This is a genomic window from Actinomadura sp. NPDC048021, from assembly GCF_040653135.1.
In the GTDB taxonomy this organism is placed as follows: Bacteria; Actinomycetota; Actinomycetes; order Streptosporangiales; family Streptosporangiaceae; genus Spirillospora; species Spirillospora verrucosospora.
This window is the reverse complement of sequence record NZ_JBEZJQ010000023.1, coordinates 81,590-99,011: the sequence shown is the minus strand read 5'-3', so window position 1 is coordinate 99,011 and position 17,422 is coordinate 81,590. Positions and strand designations below refer to the sequence as shown.

Genomic DNA, 17,422 nt, shown 5'->3' with positions numbered 1-17,422 from the left:
GCCGCGGCCACATCGCGCATAATGGCGATCACAGTCCGTGGCGGTGTGCCGCGGACGGGCCAGGCGGGGGCGCGATGGCGACGCTGAATCCGGCGACGGGACGGTTCCGCCTCCCCGCGCGGCGGCGGGAGGCGGCGGGAGGCGGCCCGGACCCCGTGCGGGCCGCCCTCGCCCCCCTGCTCGCGGCCCACCGCGCCGCCCACCCCGGCGGCGCCCTCCCGGGAGCGGCCGAGGCCGAACTGCTGCGCGGGTACACGGTGGCCGAGCGCATGCACCGCGGGCAGCTCCGCAAGTCCGGCGCCCCGTACATCACCCATCCGCTGGCCGTCGCGCTGATCCTCGCCGGCATGGGGCTGGACACCACCACCCTGGTCGCCGCGCTCCTGCACGACACCGTCGAGGACACCCCGTACACGCTCGGCGAGGTCCGCGCCGACTTCGGCGACGAGATCGCGGTGCTGGTGGACGGCGTCACGAAGCTGGACGGCCGGCGCTGGGGCGACCGCGCCGAGGCCGAGACGTTCCGCAAGATCGTGCTGGCCGCGGCGGCGGACCTCCGGGTCCTGGTGATCAAGCTGGCGGACCGGCTGCACAACCTGCGGACGCTGCGCCACCAGCCCGAGCACAAGCGCGCCCGCTACGCCCAGGCGTCCCACGAGCTGCTGGTCCCGTTCGCGGAGCGGCTCGGCATCCACGTCCTCAAGCGGGAGATGGACGACCTCGCCTTCGCCGCCCGCGACCCCGGGGCGCACGAGGCGACGCGGCGCGCCGTCCGGGCGGCGCTGAGCGGGGCGGGCCGCACGTTCGGGCCCGCCACGGCGCTGCTGCGCCCCTCGCTCGCCGAGCACCGGGTCAGGGCGCGGGTGGAGGTCCGTCCGTCGCACCTGTACGCGGTGCACCAGTCGTTCGGCGGCGGCCTGGCCGGGCTGCGGCCGTGCGAGGCGGCGCGGCTGCTGCTGGTGGTGGACGGCGCCGAGAGCGACTGCTACATCGCGCTCGGGGCCGTGCACGCCGCGCTGCACCCGGTGGCCGGGCAGGTCCGCGACTTCATCGCGACGCCGAAGGACAACCTGTACCGGTCGCTGCACACCCGGGTGATCAGCCCGGACGGCGACCCGTTCGAGGTGATCATCCGCAGCGAGGCGATGCACCCGGTCGCCGAGTACGGCATCGTCGCGCACATCCGGGACGCGGGCCGCGACACCGGTCCCACCGTCGCCGAGCGCCGCGACCTGGTGTGGCTGAGCCGGCTGCTGGCCTGGCAGTCCGACGCGCCGTCCGGCGAGTTCCTGGACCGGCTCCGCGCCGACCTCGCCGCCGGCAACGTCGCCGCGTTCACCACCCGCGGCGACATCGTCCCGCTGCCCGCGGGCGCGACCGCGCTCGACTTCGCCTACGCGCTCGGCCCCGGCACCGGCGACCGCTGCATCGGCGCCGTCGTCAACGGCCGGCTCGCGCCCATGTCGGTGCAGATCCGCAGCGGCAACGTCGTGCAGATCCTCACCGACCCGGCCGGCGCCCCGTCCGAGGACTGGCTCGGCTTCGCCGTCTCGGTGCCCGCCCGCGTCCGCATCCAGCAGCGGCTCGCGCTGCGCCGCGCCGAGGAGGACGCCGAGGCCGGCCGGCGCCGCCTCGTCCGGGCGCTGGCGGAGCGCGGCGTCGACCTGCTCGCCGCCGAGGCGCGCGGCGACTCCCTGGCCGTCGCCCGCGACCTCGGCTACGGCGACGCCGACGCGATGTACGGCGCGCTCGGCACCGGCGCCCTCGGCCTCGACGACCTTCTGGCCCGGTTCGTCCGGCCCTGAACCGCCGATTACGCTGGTCCCGTGGTGATCGCATGAGACCGTTCGAGTACGGCGTCGACGGACCGAAGGTGATCGTGGCCGGAGTGGACGGCTCCGAGACGTCGCTGCGCGCCGGCGCCTACGCGTGGGGCCTCGCGCGCCGCGCCGGCGCCCGGCTCGTCGTCGTGCACGTCACGTCGGTCGCCTCGATGGGCACCCTCACCCCGGGCGGCGCCGCCGCGCTGCGCGAGACCGCCGAGGAGGTCACCGCGCAGATCCGCGCCGAGCTGGAGGCCGCCGCCGGGCGCGAGCAGGTCCGCTACGACCTCGTCACCGAGCTGGGCGACGCCTACACCGTGCTCGCCCGCGTCGCCGACGAGTCCCGCGCGGACGCCGTGATCGTCGGCGCGTCGGCGCAGGCCGGGCACCGGCTCATCGGGTCCGTCGCCGTCCGGCTGGTCAAGGCGGGGCGGTGGCCGGTGACCGTCGTGCCCTGACCCCGGTTCGGCCCCCGCTCGCGGGGAAGGGCGGGGAGGACGGCGGCGACCGGGGCGGAGGCGGCGATGGCGGATCCTCTTCTGACGGAGATCGGCTGGGCGGGGACGGCGCTCCGGCTGGCCGGCACCCTCGAACCCGGCGGCGCCGTCCGCGAGATCGAGTTGCTCCTGCGCGAGCGCGACGGCGACGGCCTCCTGCGCGTGCCCGCCTCGGCCTGCGAGGGGGACGGGAGCGTCGCGTTCGAGGCGGAGGTCGACGTCGCGACCCTCGCCGGCGGGAACCCGCTGCCCGGCGGGCTGTGGGACGTGAGCCTGTCGGTCGGCGCGCCGATGGAGACCTCCGTCGTCCCGCTCGGCCCGGGCCGAGCGCCCGGCCTGGACGCCTCGCCCCTGCGGCGGTTCCTGCCCGACTCCTGCACGGTGATCGTCTACTTCGGGGCCGGCGGCGCCCTCGCGATCGACGTCGGCGGCCGCTCGCACGTCGCCGGATCCGTCGCGGCGGACACGCTGAGCTGGAACGAGGAGCGCGAGGAGATCGTCGTCGCCGGGCATCTGGACGTGCGGCGGAGCGGCAGGCCGGTGTCCGGGACGTTGATCATGACCGAGCGCCGCTCGCGGCACGTCTACGAGGTCATCGCGATGCTGGAGGAGCGCCCGGACCGGCTCGGCTACCGGGCGGTGATTCCCGCGACGCGGGCGTTCGTCGACGACCCGCTGCCGCGCGGGACCTGGGACGTCTCGCTGTGCCTCGGCTTCTCCGGGATGCACCGCGAGGTGCGGCTGCTGGCGCCGGACGAGCCGGTGGACGTCCAGGTGCGGCGGCGCCTGCGGCACGTCCGGGTCGTCTCCACCGCGGCGCCCGGCCCGCTGACGATCACGGTCGGTCGCGTCTGAACGGGCGGTCCCACGGGGACTGCCGGGACGTCGCCGCGACCACGGCGCACAGCAGCGCCACCACGGCCGACCCGCCGGCCAGGTTGATCGCGGACGTGGCGAGCGCCGCGTCGAGGCGGGCGTGCAGGGTGAGCGGCAGGATCGCCAGCAGCGCGACCGCGATCCCGCCGATCCAGGCGAACGCCCGGACCGGGCGCGCCGCCGACGACAGCAGCAGGTGCATCAGCGCGGTGGCCTGGATCACCGCCGCCGCGGCGCACAGCGCGTAGCTCGTCGCGGCGGGCGCCGCCGCGGTGTGCCCGCCCGCGAACACCGGCACCTCGACGCCGAACGCCGACCGCAGCCCGATCGTCACCGCGAACGCCGCGCCCCCGCCGACCAGCGCGGCGGAGACCCCCGTCCACCACAGCGGGCGCAGCGGCGCGCCGGAGCCCTCCCTGGAGATCTCCTCGTGCAGCGCGACGAAGTCCTCGTACCGTCGGGGCGGCGCCTCCATCGGCCGCCGCCGCGCCGCGGAAGGACAGCGGAACGAGCGTTCCCACGGCCGTGGCGCTGGGCGGCCGGCGTGCCTGCCCGGCAGGCCTCCGGAGTTCCGCCCGAAGGATGAGTCGGGCATGTTCCCTCCCCCGGTGCGACGTAGGTGTGCTACCCGTCGCCGCAGCAAGGAATTCGCCCAACCTCACCATTTTGCAGATGTTTGGCCGCGTTCCCCCTTATGGCAGAACACGGCGGATCCCCGGGAAGCCGCGCTTCCCGGGGATCCGTTTCGCCGGAATCGTCAGACCAGGCCGGCCTTCTCCAGCGCCGCGCAGCAGGTGCCCGTGATCAGGCGGGTCACCACGTACGGGTCGACGTTGGCGTTCGGGCGGCGGTCCTCGATGTAGCCCTTCTTCTCCACCTCGACCTGCCACGGGATCCGCACCGAGGCGCCGCGGTTCGACACGCCGTAGCTGAACTCGCTCCACGGGGCGGTCTCGTGCATGCCGGTCAGCCGCCGCTCGATGTCGGCGCCGTACCCGGCGACGTGCTCCTGCGCCTTCTCGGCGAGCGCCTCGCACGCCGCGATGATCGCGTCGTAGCCCTCGCGCATGGCCTTGGTCGAGAAGTTGGTGTGCGCGCCGGCGCCGTTCCAGTCGCCCTCGACCGGCTTCGGGTCGAGGGTGGCGGACACGTCGTGCTCCTCGGCGATGCGGTACAGCAGCCACCGGGCGATCCACAGGTGGTCGCCGACCTCGATCGTCCCCGCCGGGCCGATCTGGAACTCCCACTGGCCGGGCATGACCTCGGCGTTGATGCCGGAGATCTTCAGCCCCGCCGCCAGGCAGGCGTCCATGTGCTGCTCGACGATGTCGCGGCCGAACACCTCGTCCGAGCCCACACCGCAGTAGTAGAAGCCCTGCGGGGCCGGGTAGCCGCGCTCCGGGAAGCCGAGCGGGCGACCGTCCTTGAAGAAGGTGTACTCCTGCTCGATGCCGTACCAGGAGTCCTGCGCCGCGAACTGCTCGGCCACGGGCCGCAGCTTGGCGCGGGTGTTGGTCTCGTGGGGGGTGCCGTCCACGAGGTACACCTCGCACAGCACCAGCTTGTTGTCACCGCCCCGGATCGGGTCGGGACAGGAGAAGACCGGCTTGAGCACGCAGTCCGAGTGGTCGCCGGGCGCCTGGTTCGTGCTGGACCCGTCGAACCCCCAGTCCGGCAGCTCGGCGCCGTCGGCGAGAATCCTCGTCTTCGACCGCAGCCGCGCGGTCGGCTCGGTGCCGTCGATCCAGATGTACTCGGCCTTGTAGCTCAACGTCGGTCCCTTCGTTCGCTGCCGGGCCTTTGCGGGTTCGGCCTCACAGAACGTGCCAACTGGGCATTTCGCGTCTGTTGCCCATTTGTGAACGGCGTGTAACACGCGAGACGACCTGCTGAGACGTTGCTCACACCGGCGCCGCACCGCCGCTCCCTCCGTCCGACCCACCGCCCGACACGCCGTCCGGCACACCGCCCGACACGCCGCGCGGACGCCGCCCCCGACCACCCAAATCGGTATTTAACATCCCATAAAATGGCGTGCCACCATTTATCAGACGCTTCCCACTCACTTGTCGAAACCCTCGGATGTTTCTTTACTTCTCGCTCACCCGGTCGTGCCATCTCTTCTGTTCAAGATGAGCGAGGACGCGCCACTCCGGCGCGCCCCCACCATTGGCAACAGAACGGGGAAAAAGGATGAGGCGGACTCTCGCGGCCTCGCTCGGTACGGCCGTCGCGCTGGCGGGGCTGGCGTCCTTCGCACCGGCCGGGCACGCCGCCGACGGCGGCAAGGGCAGGCGGATCCACATCGTGCGGCCGGGCCACTCGATCCAGAAGGCCGTCGACCGCGCGCGGCCCGGCGACGTCATCCGGCTCGAGGCCGGCGCCTACGAGGGAGGCGTCCTCGTCCGCAAGCGCCTGACCATCGAGGGGGACGGCGACAGGACCGTCCTGCACCCGGGCCGCAGGGACCACTGCGCCAAGGCCGGCGCGGCGGGCCAGGGCATCTGCGTGATCGGCCACCGCAAGCACCCGGTCAGGGACGTCACGATCAAGAACCTGAGCGTCCGGGGCTTCAAGCAGAGCGGCGTGTACGGCCTGTACACCGACCGCCTCACCGTCGAGCGCGTCCTCGCGGCGCGCAACGGCGAGTACGGCATCACGGAGTTCCGCTCCACCCGCGGCCGCTTCGTCAAGAACCGCGCCATCGACAACTCCGCCGACGCGGGCTTCTACGTCGGCGACATCCAGAACGCGCGCGGCACCGTCGTCGCCTACAACCACGCCTCGGGGAACGCGATCGGCCTGCTGGTCCGGCACGCCCGCCACGTCCAGGCCTGGGAGAACGAGCTCGTCGGCAACTGCACCGGGGCCGCGCTCGTCAACGACGACCAGAAGGGCGGCCAGGGCGACACCAAGCTCTGGAAGAACAAGATCGCGAAGAACAACCGCTTCTGCCCGCAGCACGAGGACGTCCCGCCGCTCGGCGGCACCGGCGTCCTCGTCTTCGGCGGCGACCACAACACGATCGAGAAGAACGCCGTGCTCGGGAACCGGGGCAGGCTGCCCTACTCCGGCGGCATCGTGCTGTTCCCGAGCCCGAAGGGCGAGCCCGCCCGGCACAACCTGATCAAGTTCAACCTCGCGAAGGGCAACGCCCCCTTCGACCTGGTCGACCGGAGCGGCAGCAGGACCAACCGCTTCATCGGCAACAGGTGCCGCACCTCGGACCCGCGCGGCCTCTGCTGACGCTCCGGCGAGGACCCCGCTCCCCGTCCGGGAGCGGGGTCCTCTCACTCCGGAGGTTCCCCGCCGCGCAGGAACCGCTCCCCGAGCGGCGTCAGCGCGTGGTGCACCGTCTTGCCCCGGCGCTCGCTGGTGAGCAGGCCCGCGCCGCGCAGGGCGGTGGCGTGCTGGGACGCGGACGCCGCGCTGACGCCGAGCCGGGCCGCCAGCGTGCCGGTCGTGAGCTCCCCGTCCGCGCCGACCAGCCGGATCACGGCGGCCCGGGTCCGGCCGAACACCTGCGGCAGGGTGTCGCCCGTCCCGCTGAGCGGCCGGGACGAGGGGACCACCACGGTCGCCGGGCCGTCCCCGCCGACCAGGACGCGCGGACCGGTGACGAACACCGAGGGCATCAGCAGCAGCCCCCGCCCGCCGAGGCGGACGTCGCCGTCGCGCAGCGTCTCGATCTCCAGGACCGGGGACGTCCAGCGGACGGCGGGATGCAGGCTCCCCAGCAGGCCGCCGATCCCGTCGCGGGCCATCGTCCTGGCGTGCCGGGACGCCTCGGCGCACAGGTGGTCGCTGAGGCCGGACCAGGAGTCCTCCAGCGCGACCCGGTGGAAGTCGCGGAGCCCGCGGACGAGGGTCCGCATGGTCTCCCCGTCGCCGCCGGCCAGGCGGGGCAGCCACGAGACCGGCGGCCGCGGACCGTAGGACCGCTCCAACTCCTCGCGGATCCGCCGGACGGGCGTCGAGGCGACGGCGTCGAGCTCCGGCTCGAACCCGGGCACGAGCGTGTACGGCGTCAGGAAGTCGGGGACCCAGCGCCCGGGCGGCACCAGATCGAGCAGCAGGCGGGACGGGCCGGTGAGCCGCGCGCGCGTCCGCGACCGCCACGGGCCGGGAATCGGCTCCGGGCCGACCCCGCGCAGGGCCTGCGCGCCGAGAACGGTCTGGGCGAGCGGCGAGAGGCCCGGGGTGATGCGGATCCGGGTGAGGTCCTCATAGTCGAGCCAGAGCCGCAGCATGGGTCGGAGAATACGACATTTAACCTATTTCTTAAATCATTGCACTCGCCGTGGAACGTACTGGAAGGTGCGGGTCATGAATCGACTCCGCCTGTTCTGCCGCACCGTTCCGCTGATGGTGCTCGCCGCGTTGACCGCGGTCGCCCTCCCCGTCCGCGCCGACGACGGCACGAGCGTGCGCGAGGGCGACATCAACGGAGTCCCCTACCGCGTCGAGGTCCCCGCCCGCTGGAACGGGACGCTCCTGCTGTGGAGCCACGGCGCGTACAGCCTGGAGTACCCCGCGCCTTCGGAGATCTCGCTGACGAACCACCCGGCCACGAAGCAGTGGCTGCTGGACCACGGGTACGCGCTGGCGGCCTCCCAGCTCCGCGTGTCGCGCGGCTGGGGGGTGGTCGAATCCGGGCTCAGGGACCAGATCGACCTGCTCGACTGGTTCACCGCGAACGTCGGGAAGCCCAGGCGCACCGTCTCCACCGGCTCGTCCGCCGGCGGACTGACCTCGGTGCTCCTCGCCGAGCGCAACCCCGGCCGCTTCGCCGGGGTGGCCTCCCTCTGCGGGGTGCTCGGCGGCACGACGGGCCACTTCAACAGCGCCCTCGACACCAACTACGCGATCAAGACGCTCCTGGCGCCCGACCTGGAACTGGTCCGCGTCAAGGACCCGCAGGCCAACACCTCGGGCGCCCGCCGCGCCCTCGGGACCGCCCTCGGCACCCCCGGCGGACGCGCCCGCCTCGCCCTCGCCGCCGCCCTCGCGGACATCCCCGGCCGCTACACGTCCCGGGCGCCCGCACCGGACACGGTCGCCGGCCAGGTGGAGCAGCAGGTCTACTACGCCGCCTACGACCGGGGGGCCTTCTGGGGCGCCAACCGCGCCGACATCGAGAAGCTCGCGGGCGGGAACCCGTCCTGGAACACCGGCGTGGACTACCGGACGCTCTTCGCCCGCTCCAGCCAGAAGTCCCTGGTGAAGCGCGCCTACCGTGAGGCCGGTCTGAGCCTCCGCGACGACCTCGCGCGCTTGAACGCGGCGCCGCGCATCACGGCCGACCCGGCCGCCGTCCGCTACCTCGACCGCTACGGCACCCCGTCCGGCCGCACGCCCTGGCCCGTCGTCACCCTCCACTCCACGGGCGACGGCAACGTCCCGCCGGAGAACCAGCGCCGGTACGCCGCCCAGGTGCGCAACCCGGCGAACCTGAGGCAGCTCTACGTCGACCGCGGCTACCACTGCTCCTTCACCGCGTCCGAGGAGATCGCGACCCTGCGAGCGCTCCTCACCCGGATCGACACCGCCGGTTGGCCCGACACCCGGCCGGCGGCGCTCAACCGCTTCGCCGCCACGCTCGCCCCTGACGCCCAGACGGTCTTCGACACAGACCCCGAGCCCGGCCTGCAGCCCACGACTCCGTCCTTCATCCAGTACCACCCGGGCCGCTACCTGCGTCCGTAACAGGCTCCACCCACAGAGGCCATGGTCCGCGGGGGCGAACCATGGCCTCTGTGCGATGAGTTCGGCGACGCGGCTGAGTCCACACTCCAACACCCTGCAGATCCTGGAGGAGCCATGACCGCCAAGGCACTACCGCCCGTCGTGGACGCCGAGACCTGGCAACGCCACCTCGACGAGCTGCGCGCACGCGAGAAGGCCGCGACCCGCGAACTCGACGCGATCGCCGCCCAGCGCCGCCGCCTGCCGATGGTCGAGATGCCCGGCTACACGCTGGAAGGCGAGGACGGCCCGGTCAGCCTGGCCGAGATCTTCGACGGCCGGTCCCAGCTCATCGTCTACAACCACATGTGGTTCCCCGGCGAGGAATGGCAGTGCCCGGGATGCACCGGCTTCACGTCCCAGTTCACCCGGCTGGAGTTCCTCGACGCCTACGACGCCCGGTTCGTCGTCGTCACCCAGGGCCCGATCAAGGAGGCCCTCGCCTACCGGCAACGCGTCGGCAACAAGATGACCTGGTACTCCACCGCGAACAGCCCGTTCGGCACCGACGTGGGCGCGCCTCCCGGCGGCGGCTTCGCGGTCAACGTCTTCCTGCGCGACGGCGACACCGTCTACCGCACCTGGCACACCAACGGCCGGGGCACCGAACAGCTCAGCCACACCTTCCCCCTGATCGACCTGCTTCCCTACGGCCGCCAGGAAGAGTGGCAGGACGTCCCCGAAGGCTGGCCCCAGTCCCCCGCCTACTCCCGCTGGCCCAGCTCCGAGGAGATAGCCGCCCGCTACGGCCAGGACGCCTGACAGCACCGCCCGCCCCGGGAAAAGCCTTCGACGCGACGCCCGGGGCGGGGCATGATCCCGAGGCCTACGACCCGCCGTGTGAGAGTGGAGGGCCATGGGTTACTGGATGTGGCTGACAAGGTACGACGGCGCCGAGGTCGCGGCCTTGCTCGATCATCCGCACGGCCTGCACGCGGGCCTCAGGCGGCTACGGACCATCTGGGACGACCTGCCCGTCGAGCTCGGCTACGACCCGTCCGGCTCCCTGGGCAAACTGGAGGAGATAGACACCCACCGAGCCTGGGACGCCCTCCACGTCCTGCTGACCGGTCGCCCGAACGAGGACTACGAGCGCGCCTCCGGAGACCCGCCCGCCCGCGACGCGGTCATGGGCGGCCTCGTCATGAACGAAACCGGCGAAGGCTCCCTCCTCCACGTCCCGCGCCTCCTGCGCCCCAACCGGGTGCGCGCGGTGGACGCCTTCCTCCGCGGCCTGGACCGCGACGCGCTGATCCGTGACCGGCACGCATTCCTCAGAGAGACCCAGCCCTACTCGTTCGAGGGCTGGGGAAGGCTGCAGAGCGGCGAATCCTGGGACATGGTGGAACACGGCGTCCTCGCGAACACCTTCGACACCGTCCGAAACTTCTATGCTCGCGCCGCGACCGCAGGCAACGCCGTCATCAAGGAAATCGTCTGACCGGGAGTGTCCTGGTCCCGTGGCCTTAGCCACGGGACCAGTGGATGCAGGGACCGGCCGGGTAGGCCGACCCCCGGTTGCACACCCGCAGGGCACCATGCACCCTGCGGGCGAGCTAGTGACGCTTCAGGCGGACGACGCCGTGGACGGCTCCGCGAACGAGGACGCCACCGGCGCCCCCGCCGACGAAGCCACCGGCAATGCCGCCGACGACTCCCCCGAGAAAGCCGAGGAAGCCCAGGAGGCCCCCGGTCAGGAGGCTTCCGACGCCGACGGCTATGGCGCCGCCGATGCCCCAGGCGACGGTGTAGGCGATGCCCCTGGCGAGGCCGCCGATGACGTTCCACGACTCGTCGCTGGCGGTCGTGTCGGCGAAGAGGACGCCGATCACGACGGCGACGATGCCGGCGACGACACCGGCCGAACCGCCCCCGAGGATGCCACCGACGACGCCGCTGAGGGTGACGCCGCCGAAGACGCCGAGGACGACACCGGCAAGGGGAAAGCGAGGCTTCATGAAATCGGTCTCCTTTGCGTGGACACCCGTGGCGATCACGGGCGTCCCGGAGTACCGTCCTTCCGCCGACCCGCCGGACAACCCCCGAGGGTCAGCGTCTGCGGGGCCGGGCGAGAACGAAAGAACCCGTAGACCGAGATGACGGCTGTCGGGAACCCGGTAATCAGGATCAACGAACAGCCGGAGGACTTCTTCCCTGGCGTTCCATGGGCCGTCTCCGACTCCAGGCGAATCTGACGCTCAGGCGCGGCATCTGGCGACAAATCCGGAAATACACAAATGGTCCCGCAAAACAGTCCGGGATCCACACCACCAGGGCCCTAGGGCCCCAAAATCTCTTTCACGCATTGAGGCCCTTCAGCCCTCCACGCCCCTGACTCGCGCCGAGTAATTTCTCCATGAGTTGCCGAAGGGGAGATGAACAATGGGAATCGCCGTCCCGGGCAAGGCCGCCCTCGCCGCCGCCGGCCTCGTCATGACGACCAGCCTGGCCCTGGTGTCATGCGACGCGACGCCCGTTCAGGAGACCGAGCTGAGCGCCGGGGGCAGCAAGACCGCCCAGGCGGCCCAGAGCCTGACCGCCGCGCAGATCGCAGCGGGCGCCACCCGCGTCGGCGGAGACTCTGCGAACACGCCCGTCTATCTCATCAGGGGATATCGGCAGACGGTCACCGACACCGGATGCGCCGACAAGTGGAGCAGCGCGGTGAAAGCGATGCGCGGCTGGGGTTGGACGGGCAAATTCCACCGGGTCGGCTACTACTCGACCGACGATCCGAAGAACTGCGTGCGGATCGCCAAGGGGTCGACTAACACGTCCATCAAGGATCTCGGCAGGAATCTCGCCCAGAACATCTACAGGAACTACTCGTCCAAGGGCCAGACCGTCGACATCGTCGCGCACTCCATGGGCGGCCTGGTCGCCCGCGCCGCGATCGCCGGCTACGCGCGCCACGAGCCGGGCTGGCCGCCCAAGCTGCTGATCCAAGACGTGGTCACGCTCGGCACGCCGCACCAGGGCGCCATCGTCTCGGCGTTCTGCACGTCGAACAAGCAGTGCCAGGAGATGAGCGGGACGAACGCGTTCATGAACTGGATCGGCACGCGACTGCCCCAGGCCGAGGGCGGCACCGACTGGACGCTGGTCGCCACCGACCGGGACCAGGCGGTCAACTCGTCCAGCGCAGCGCCCCAGTCCATCGGAGCCCAGCACCGGGTGCGCTACGCCCCGATCGCAGGCCTCCGGCACAGCGACCTGCGCGACAAGGTCTCGGGCCACTACCCGCTGAACTACAGCCTCAACGACGCCGGTTGGACGCACATCCGGAACGGCGCACCGCCCATCCGCGTGGCCATGGACGCCATCTACTGGTCCAACAAGTGGTGACCCAGGGCTCCCTTGACCGCCCCGCGAGTGCGGTCAGCCAGAGAGCTTCGCGGGACCGACGTCCCAGGTGAGTACACCGTCTTCCGAGACCTGGGGTAGGTGTCTGCGGTGCCGAAAGAGGCTCTGCCCGGTCTCCAAGTTGGTGGCAATAGCGGCCATCATCACCGGAAGTGAGGAGAAGCCCTCGGACGACTCGACGCGGTCCCACTCACGGATCGCTCGTCCCCCAGCGCGTTGGTCGACGGCCCAGTGAACCCCCGAGTCTGTGCTGGAGGCGAAGCACACCCACGAGGGATGCCACCACGGATCCGAACCGTCGTCATCCTCGTCTTCCTCAGGGTCTCCAAGGACCTGCATGTGACCGTCGTAGTCGTCCTCGATCTCTTCCAGAGACAGCAGTCTTGTCCACATGGGCAGGAAGTGGGCGATGCCTTTTCGGTTCGCCTGCCCGATCTCCGGGTCGGTCGTCCCGTTATGGCGCAGCAGCAGAGTCGCCAGGTCAACCGGCACAGGCACGCCCATCCGGGTGAAGGCGTCACTGATGTGCTCGGAGGTGGCCGGAGGGTTGAGCGTCCGATAACTGGCCGGAGCGTGCTCGGCAAGCCACACGTCAATCCGATGCAACGACTCCACGAGCGGGGCACTGATCACGCCGCGAACCCTGCCAAACACCCCCGACAACTGAGCGTCGCCGCGCCCCCCGCAAGACCAGCTCGCTGGCAACCTCGCCGACTCAACTCGGCATAAGGCCGACGGGTGGCGAAGGCCCGGTGGGCGCCGGACCGACCTGCTGCTCGGCGTTGCAGGTGACGTCGAAGAGGCCGCACCTGTCGCTGGGATCTGCGGGAGCGGTCACCTTACGCACCACCCCAGGCGACGTATCCGGACAGGGAGGAGCGCTTCGGCCCTGCGGCGTTGGGAGTCCCGTCCGGCTGCAGCTCCAACCGCCAATCGCCCGCCTGCCACCTGACGGTGAAGGTGCCCTCCACATACGTGGAGGGGTCCAGGCGTGTCAGGAGGCTCACCACCGCGGTATCGGGCCCATAGGTGATGAACTTGAACCCGGCCACCTGCGCTACTCCGCCCGCTGGCAGCGGCGGGCTCGCGCCCGTACCGGCGCGCTCGCGCGCCAGCGCGACCTTTCCGGGGCCGTCCACGACCTGGTGCGCGAGGAACGCCTTCCACCGGGCGGAGTAGGTGAGGCGGGCGCTGATCTGCAACGAGGCGATCATCGCGCCGACCGGAGTGCGGGCGTAGCAGCTGCGCTGCCCGCCCTGCCGGACGAGCGGACCGGCGGTCGCCGAGGTCGGGAGCGCGATCGCCTGGAACAGCTCCCAGGTGACGCCGGGCGGAGCCGAGACAGGCACCTGCTGACTGGTGTCGGTCGGCCGGCAGCCCAGCGGTTTGCCGCCCCCTGCCCCGAGCGGCGAGGCGGGGACGGGAGGCGCTGAGTCGTCGAGACTCTCCGAACCGGAGCCCGCTACGGCGACGACCACGCCGAGGACCACGATGACGGCCATGAACCCGGCAGCCACCAGCAACCCCGGCCGCCGGAACACTCCAGGGGGCTCAGGGCTGGAAGAGAACGAGTCAGGGGGCTGGGCGCTAGGGGGCTGGGTCACGCCTTAGCTCCCCATCGGCGTACCGACGAACGTGGGACGCCGAGCCTGCAAGGATGCACGCGGCGAGGCCCAGACCAGGCCCCGGGCGCGCTCACCGCCCTCGCCGCGGCGATGCGAGATCGCCATCCGCCCGGCCCCGGGCGGGGCCGTTACCTGCCCCGGGTCCGGGACCGCCCCGACAAGGGCCTGGAGGTGATCAGTGACGGCCGCCGTCGCGGAGACGACATCAAGCATTGAATCCTCCGTTGACGCTGTGCAGGTCTGCGGCCAATGCCGCGTATTCGGCGGAGAGAGAGATCTGACCAGGGGGTCGCCGAGCCGGACCGCTTCCACCCAGGGCAGATCCCACACTTTCGGTACGCCGCCGGCAACCAGAGCGAGCAGGTCTCGCAGCGGTTCTGGTCGTCGGCCCGGTGCGTCGACGACGAGGGCCGTGCAGTCGCACCGCCCGCAGTTGCGGGGACTGCGTCCATTGCCAGGCCACGGTCTGCGCGGCACGCAGCCTATGGGCCGACGACCGGGTCACCAGGACGACGCGAACGGGCGTGGGAGCGCACACCGGCCACCAATGGCCCGCGTCCATCCCGCCAGGGACGGCGGCGTGCAGCGTGCTCGTCCCGGCGCCCCCACGGCAGCCCAGAAACCACCACGGCGGGCCACCGCGCGCCAGGAGCGGGCCGAGGTCGTGAATGGGCCACCCGCCCTGACGGGGAGTGGAATAAATGCGTGGAAAATCAGGCGAACCTCCCGGAGGCCAGAGGTGCGGGAGCGGCGGGTTCTGCTGCCATGGAGGCGCTTGAACTGCCTCTCCGGTGTTATCTGACTGCACGGCCAGAACAGCCCCCGCCAAGGTCTGTCGATCAAGAACTGCCGATATGGTAGGCCATCGCACCCCACGGCACTACGTTTTATCTACTGCTTCCCCCTCATCTGTTGCGAAGTGGGGATCAACAAGTAAATTGGCGCGCCGGAACCTCGTGACCAGCAGAGTAACCGAATTGGACAAATGCAGGCCAGCGAAGGGGTGCCCACGATCCAGGTTCGACGCAGGTGGTGTGGATGCCGGCGTCGGGCGTCCTGGCGATCATCGTCTTCGTCGTGCTGATCGTGGTGGTCATCGCCGAGGATGCGGGAGCCTGCGGCACCGGCCAGAGCGGCGCCGCCGGCGGGGCGAACCAACCGGCGGCGTCCAACAAGGACCGCGAGGGGATAGAACGCGGCCAAGATCAGGGCGGGACAGCGCACGCACCCTGTCCACAAATCTCGCCTCACAGCTCCCGCGTTCTCGCGCAGCACCCCCACCGTTCCCTCGATAAGGACGGTGTCCTGCGGCGGACGAACTTCCGGCGCGCGTCCAAGTGCGGTGAGACGGTGGCCACAGGACGCTTCTGACCTGCACCTGCAGGACCCCGGCACACCGGCGACACGTTCGCGGCCGAGTCCGGGGACGCTGCGCGACCTCATGAAGCGGATGGGCCATGACGGTGTGCGGGCCGCCTGAACTACCAGCACCGGACGGCCGCGGCAGCCGGGCGATCACCCGAGCGACGCAAGACATGACCTGGAGCCCGCCACGGTGAAGACGACGGCCGTTCAGGCTGTCATGGCACGCATTCCTCCTCTCCCTCTGGCGTTCCCGGCGACTTCGCTGACAGTTATAGACGCGGCCCAAGAGGGGTCGACCTTGCCAAAAGAGAGGAAAGAGCATGTCACGATCACCATGTGCCAGGGCGAACACAGCGCTTCAGGTGTTGATAGCGACGAATGAGCCCTGGGCCACCTACCACGTGCGGCCACTGCTCGCCGAGGCCGAACGGCGCGGCTGGCAGCTGACTCAGGTGGTGCCCGACAAGTCGCGGATCAAGCCCGGGGATCCGGTGCCGACCGCGACACCACGAACTGCTCCGACCGCTGACCTGCTCGTGGTCGCCGGGGCCGATGACTGGCCGGTGGAGGTCGCCGGTGGGTTTCCGAAGCTGCCCCTGGCCGCCAGCGAGCTCGCCTATCTCGGACCGCGGCAAGCCGTTGGCGCACAGAAGTTGCGCCCGCGGCTGCGAAAGATCACCGCCGCGTCACCGGCGGCGGCCGATGCGTTCGCCGGCTATCTCGGCACGGCACGGGGGACGGTGACCGTCGTTGGTTCCCCGCAGACCGACGATTTGCCGGAGCGGGTGCCCGAGCCGGGGCTGGTACTGGTCCTGACGAGCGTCACCCGCCCCGACTCGACCGGGGAGGCTGCGCCCGGCACCGCTCTCCTGCTGGCGGCCGCAGAGAAGCTGCGGACGGCCGGTAAGCGGATCATGGTCGGTCTGCACCCGAGGGAGAACCCCGCGTTGTGGGCCCGGTATGAGATCAGCCAGGTTCCGTCGCTGAACGCCTCGGCACGGGCTGAGGCGACGATCGGGATTCCGGGAACGGTGTTCCCCCTGATCGCCGCCGTGGGCACACCTCTCGTGGGGTGCACAGATCCCGCGCTGAAGCTTCCCGACCATCTGCTCAAGGTCTGTTCGTCCACCATCGACGATGCCGCGCTCGCGGTATCGGCGGTGGCCAATGCTCGGCTTCCGGCGTCCGAGACGCTGCGGGACAGCATCGGACCGGTCGGCGGGTCGGCGGCTCGCCTGCTCGACGTCTGGTCGAGGGCGGCACGTGGGGATGTCACCTGACATCGCACCATTTACCGAATAGAGGCGGGAGGGGCATCCCCTCCCGCCTTACCCTTTCCGCGCGACGTACAGCACCACGACCCGCACAGAGCCCTCCACTTTTGGTGGAAGCCCACCCGCGAGAGAAGACTGCCGTCTCCGATGGCCTCACAGCTTTTGGAGACCAGCCCGACCTACCGGGCCGCACGACCGGGCGCAGACTTCCTGCCCGACCGCCGCGCCCCCACCTCCGGCACGCTGAGGGTCGGCCGCTGGCACCAATCGGAGAACACCACGATCGACAACACGCTTAGGCCGGACGTTAGTTGGGACAGTCCGCGCACCGAAAGGCGGCCTCGAGCGCGGCGATGCCGGGCCAGGGGTAGGGGGTGAAGGTGGAGCGCCCCACCGGACCAACGACCTTCACCCCTGGCCCTGGTCTGGTAGATCCCCGATCGGGACGACGGCAGACGGAAAGCGGCTCAGGCCGGCCCTCGCCCTCCGGCGACCGTCACGGACACGCCCCGTGCTTCCCACAGCCGGAGTCCCCCCGCCGGAGGCGTTGCCTTTGACGGCTTTGGGGACCGGCCGGAGACTGGTTGCCTCCTCGGCCGTCGAAGGGGTGTCATGCGTGGTGCGCTCGTGGGTCTGATAGCTGGTGGCCTGTTAGGAACGTTGTGGGGGGCCACTAACAATTTCGGAGCTTGGAACAGTGGGATGGGTGCAGGCCTGATGGGCGCTCTCGTTGGGATTTGTGCTCGCTGTTGGAGGGATGCCCTGCGTGGCGCGCTCGTGGGGCTGATAACTGGTGGCCTGCTAGGGGCCTTGCTGGGGGGCTATAGCTTGGTCGGAGCTTTGTGGGGGGCCGA

General features: G+C 71.1%; 16 protein-coding genes. 10 read left to right on the top strand and 6 right to left on the bottom strand.

Features of this window, described 5'->3' with window-relative positions; genetic code table 11:
• The first annotated feature begins 74 nt into the window (after window positions 1-74).
• From AB0C87_RS31655 to AB0C87_RS31645, 3 genes are all read left to right on the top strand, one after another.
• Window positions 75-1,805 carry an HD domain-containing protein gene (locus tag AB0C87_RS31655; protein ID WP_353832755.1) on the top strand — a complete coding sequence of 577 codons (1,731 nt, stop codon included), beginning with the start codon at window positions 75-77 and terminating at the stop codon, window positions 1,803-1,805.
• A gap of 32 nt (window positions 1,806-1,837) precedes the next feature.
• Complete coding sequence (locus AB0C87_RS31650) at window positions 1,838-2,281, top strand: universal stress protein (RefSeq protein ID WP_345178550.1); 444 nt, start codon at window positions 1,838-1,840, stop codon at window positions 2,279-2,281.
• Window positions 2,282-2,347: 66 nt separating this feature from the next.
• On the top strand, window positions 2,348-3,175 hold the full coding sequence (locus AB0C87_RS31645; protein ID WP_360580870.1) for a hypothetical protein: 828 nt from the start codon (window positions 2,348-2,350) through the stop codon (window positions 3,173-3,175).
• Here the strand turns inward: AB0C87_RS31645 and AB0C87_RS31640 are convergent.
• Together AB0C87_RS31640 and glnII are read right to left on the bottom strand one after the other, a co-directional pair.
• Window positions 3,156-3,671: a hypothetical protein gene (locus AB0C87_RS31640; RefSeq protein WP_360580868.1), complete on the bottom strand. Its 516-nt coding sequence runs from the start codon at window positions 3,669-3,671 to the stop codon at window positions 3,156-3,158. The genes AB0C87_RS31645 and AB0C87_RS31640 overlap by 20 nt on opposite strands.
• Window positions 3,672-3,953: 282 nt before the next feature.
• A complete protein-coding gene (gene glnII, locus AB0C87_RS31635; RefSeq protein ID WP_345178555.1) occupies window positions 3,954-4,967 on the bottom strand; it encodes a glutamine synthetase GlnII in 1,014 nt (337 codons plus the stop codon).
• Window positions 4,968-5,389: 422 nt separating this feature from the next.
• Between glnII and AB0C87_RS31630 the strand changes: the two genes are divergently transcribed.
• A complete protein-coding gene (locus AB0C87_RS31630) occupies window positions 5,390-6,442 on the top strand; it encodes a right-handed parallel beta-helix repeat-containing protein (RefSeq protein ID WP_353832757.1) in 1,053 nt (350 codons plus the stop codon).
• 44 nt (window positions 6,443-6,486) lie between these two features.
• Here the strand turns inward: AB0C87_RS31630 and AB0C87_RS31625 are convergent, their stop codons facing one another.
• Entirely contained in the window at window positions 6,487-7,446 is a 960-nt protein-coding gene (locus AB0C87_RS31625) for a helix-turn-helix domain-containing protein (RefSeq protein ID WP_353832758.1), read from the bottom strand.
• A 76-nt stretch (window positions 7,447-7,522) separates the two neighbouring features.
• Between AB0C87_RS31625 and AB0C87_RS31620 the strand changes: the two genes are divergently transcribed.
• The 3 genes from AB0C87_RS31620 to AB0C87_RS31610 all read left to right on the top strand — a co-directional run bounded on the left by AB0C87_RS31620 (window position 7,523) and on the right by AB0C87_RS31610 (window position 10,382).
• A complete protein-coding gene (locus AB0C87_RS31620) occupies window positions 7,523-8,902 on the top strand; it encodes an alpha/beta hydrolase-fold protein (protein ID WP_360580866.1) in 1,380 nt (459 codons plus the stop codon).
• A 114-nt stretch (window positions 8,903-9,016) separates the two neighbouring features.
• Window positions 9,017-9,703: a DUF899 family protein gene (locus AB0C87_RS31615; RefSeq protein WP_353832759.1), complete on the top strand. Its 687-nt coding sequence runs from the start codon at window positions 9,017-9,019 to the stop codon at window positions 9,701-9,703.
• Between the two features lie 94 nt (window positions 9,704-9,797).
• Window positions 9,798-10,382, top strand: coding sequence for a DUF1877 family protein (locus AB0C87_RS31610; RefSeq protein ID WP_360580864.1), 585 nt, complete (start codon window positions 9,798-9,800; stop codon window positions 10,380-10,382).
• A gap of 115 nt (window positions 10,383-10,497) precedes the next feature.
• Here AB0C87_RS31610 and AB0C87_RS31605 read toward each other — a convergent pair whose 3' ends face one another.
• Window positions 10,498-10,938 carry a hypothetical protein gene (locus AB0C87_RS31605; protein WP_360580862.1) on the bottom strand — a complete coding sequence of 147 codons (441 nt, stop codon included), beginning with the start codon at window positions 10,936-10,938 and terminating at the stop codon, window positions 10,498-10,500.
• Between the two features lie 385 nt (window positions 10,939-11,323).
• Between AB0C87_RS31605 and AB0C87_RS31600 the strand changes: the two genes are divergently transcribed.
• The gene (locus AB0C87_RS31600) at window positions 11,324-12,286 is read left to right on the top strand and encodes a hypothetical protein (protein WP_360580860.1); all 963 of its coding nucleotides are present in this window, start codon (window positions 11,324-11,326) and stop codon (window positions 12,284-12,286) included.
• Window positions 12,287-12,319: 33 nt separating this feature from the next.
• On the opposite strand, the gene AB0C87_RS31595 is transcribed toward AB0C87_RS31600, so the two are convergent.
• Window positions 12,320-12,937: an SMI1/KNR4 family protein gene (locus AB0C87_RS31595; RefSeq protein ID WP_360580858.1), complete on the bottom strand. Its 618-nt coding sequence runs from the start codon at window positions 12,935-12,937 to the stop codon at window positions 12,320-12,322.
• Between the two features lie 206 nt (window positions 12,938-13,143).
• Window positions 13,144-13,821: a hypothetical protein gene (locus AB0C87_RS31590; RefSeq protein ID WP_360580856.1), complete on the bottom strand. Its 678-nt coding sequence runs from the start codon at window positions 13,819-13,821 to the stop codon at window positions 13,144-13,146.
• A 1,146-nt stretch (window positions 13,822-14,967) separates the two neighbouring features.
• On the opposite strand from AB0C87_RS31590, the gene AB0C87_RS31585 reads away from it, so the two are divergent.
• Window positions 14,968-15,300, top strand: coding sequence for a hypothetical protein (locus AB0C87_RS31585; RefSeq protein ID WP_360580854.1), 333 nt, complete (start codon window positions 14,968-14,970; stop codon window positions 15,298-15,300).
• Window positions 15,301-15,656: 356 nt separating this feature from the next.
• Window positions 15,657-16,574: a hypothetical protein gene (locus AB0C87_RS31580; RefSeq protein ID WP_360580852.1), complete on the top strand. Its 918-nt coding sequence runs from the start codon at window positions 15,657-15,659 to the stop codon at window positions 16,572-16,574.
• The last annotated feature ends 848 nt before the right edge of the window (window positions 16,575-17,422 follow it).

Coding starts and splice junctions, on each gene's coding strand:
- AB0C87_RS31585 (WP_360580854.1), top strand. CDS start 14,968: ATGCCGGCGTCGGGCGTCCTGGCGATCATCGTCTTCGTCGTGCTGATC.
- AB0C87_RS31625 (WP_353832758.1), bottom strand. CDS start 7,446: ATGCTGCGGCTCTGGCTCGACTATGAGGACCTCACCCGGATCCGCATC.
- AB0C87_RS31640 (WP_360580868.1), bottom strand. CDS start 3,671: ATGGAGGCGCCGCCCCGACGGTACGAGGACTTCGTCGCGCTGCACGAG.
- AB0C87_RS31615 (WP_353832759.1), top strand. CDS start 9,017: ATGACCGCCAAGGCACTACCGCCCGTCGTGGACGCCGAGACCTGGCAA.
- AB0C87_RS31655 (WP_353832755.1), top strand. CDS start 75: ATGGCGACGCTGAATCCGGCGACGGGACGGTTCCGCCTCCCCGCGCGG.
- AB0C87_RS31620 (WP_360580866.1), top strand. CDS start 7,523: ATGAATCGACTCCGCCTGTTCTGCCGCACCGTTCCGCTGATGGTGCTC.
- AB0C87_RS31610 (WP_360580864.1), top strand. CDS start 9,798: ATGGGTTACTGGATGTGGCTGACAAGGTACGACGGCGCCGAGGTCGCG.
- AB0C87_RS31600 (WP_360580860.1), top strand. CDS start 11,324: ATGGGAATCGCCGTCCCGGGCAAGGCCGCCCTCGCCGCCGCCGGCCTC.
- AB0C87_RS31645 (WP_360580870.1), top strand. CDS start 2,348: ATGGCGGATCCTCTTCTGACGGAGATCGGCTGGGCGGGGACGGCGCTC.
- AB0C87_RS31630 (WP_353832757.1), top strand. CDS start 5,390: ATGAGGCGGACTCTCGCGGCCTCGCTCGGTACGGCCGTCGCGCTGGCG.
- AB0C87_RS31650 (WP_345178550.1), top strand. CDS start 1,838: ATGAGACCGTTCGAGTACGGCGTCGACGGACCGAAGGTGATCGTGGCC.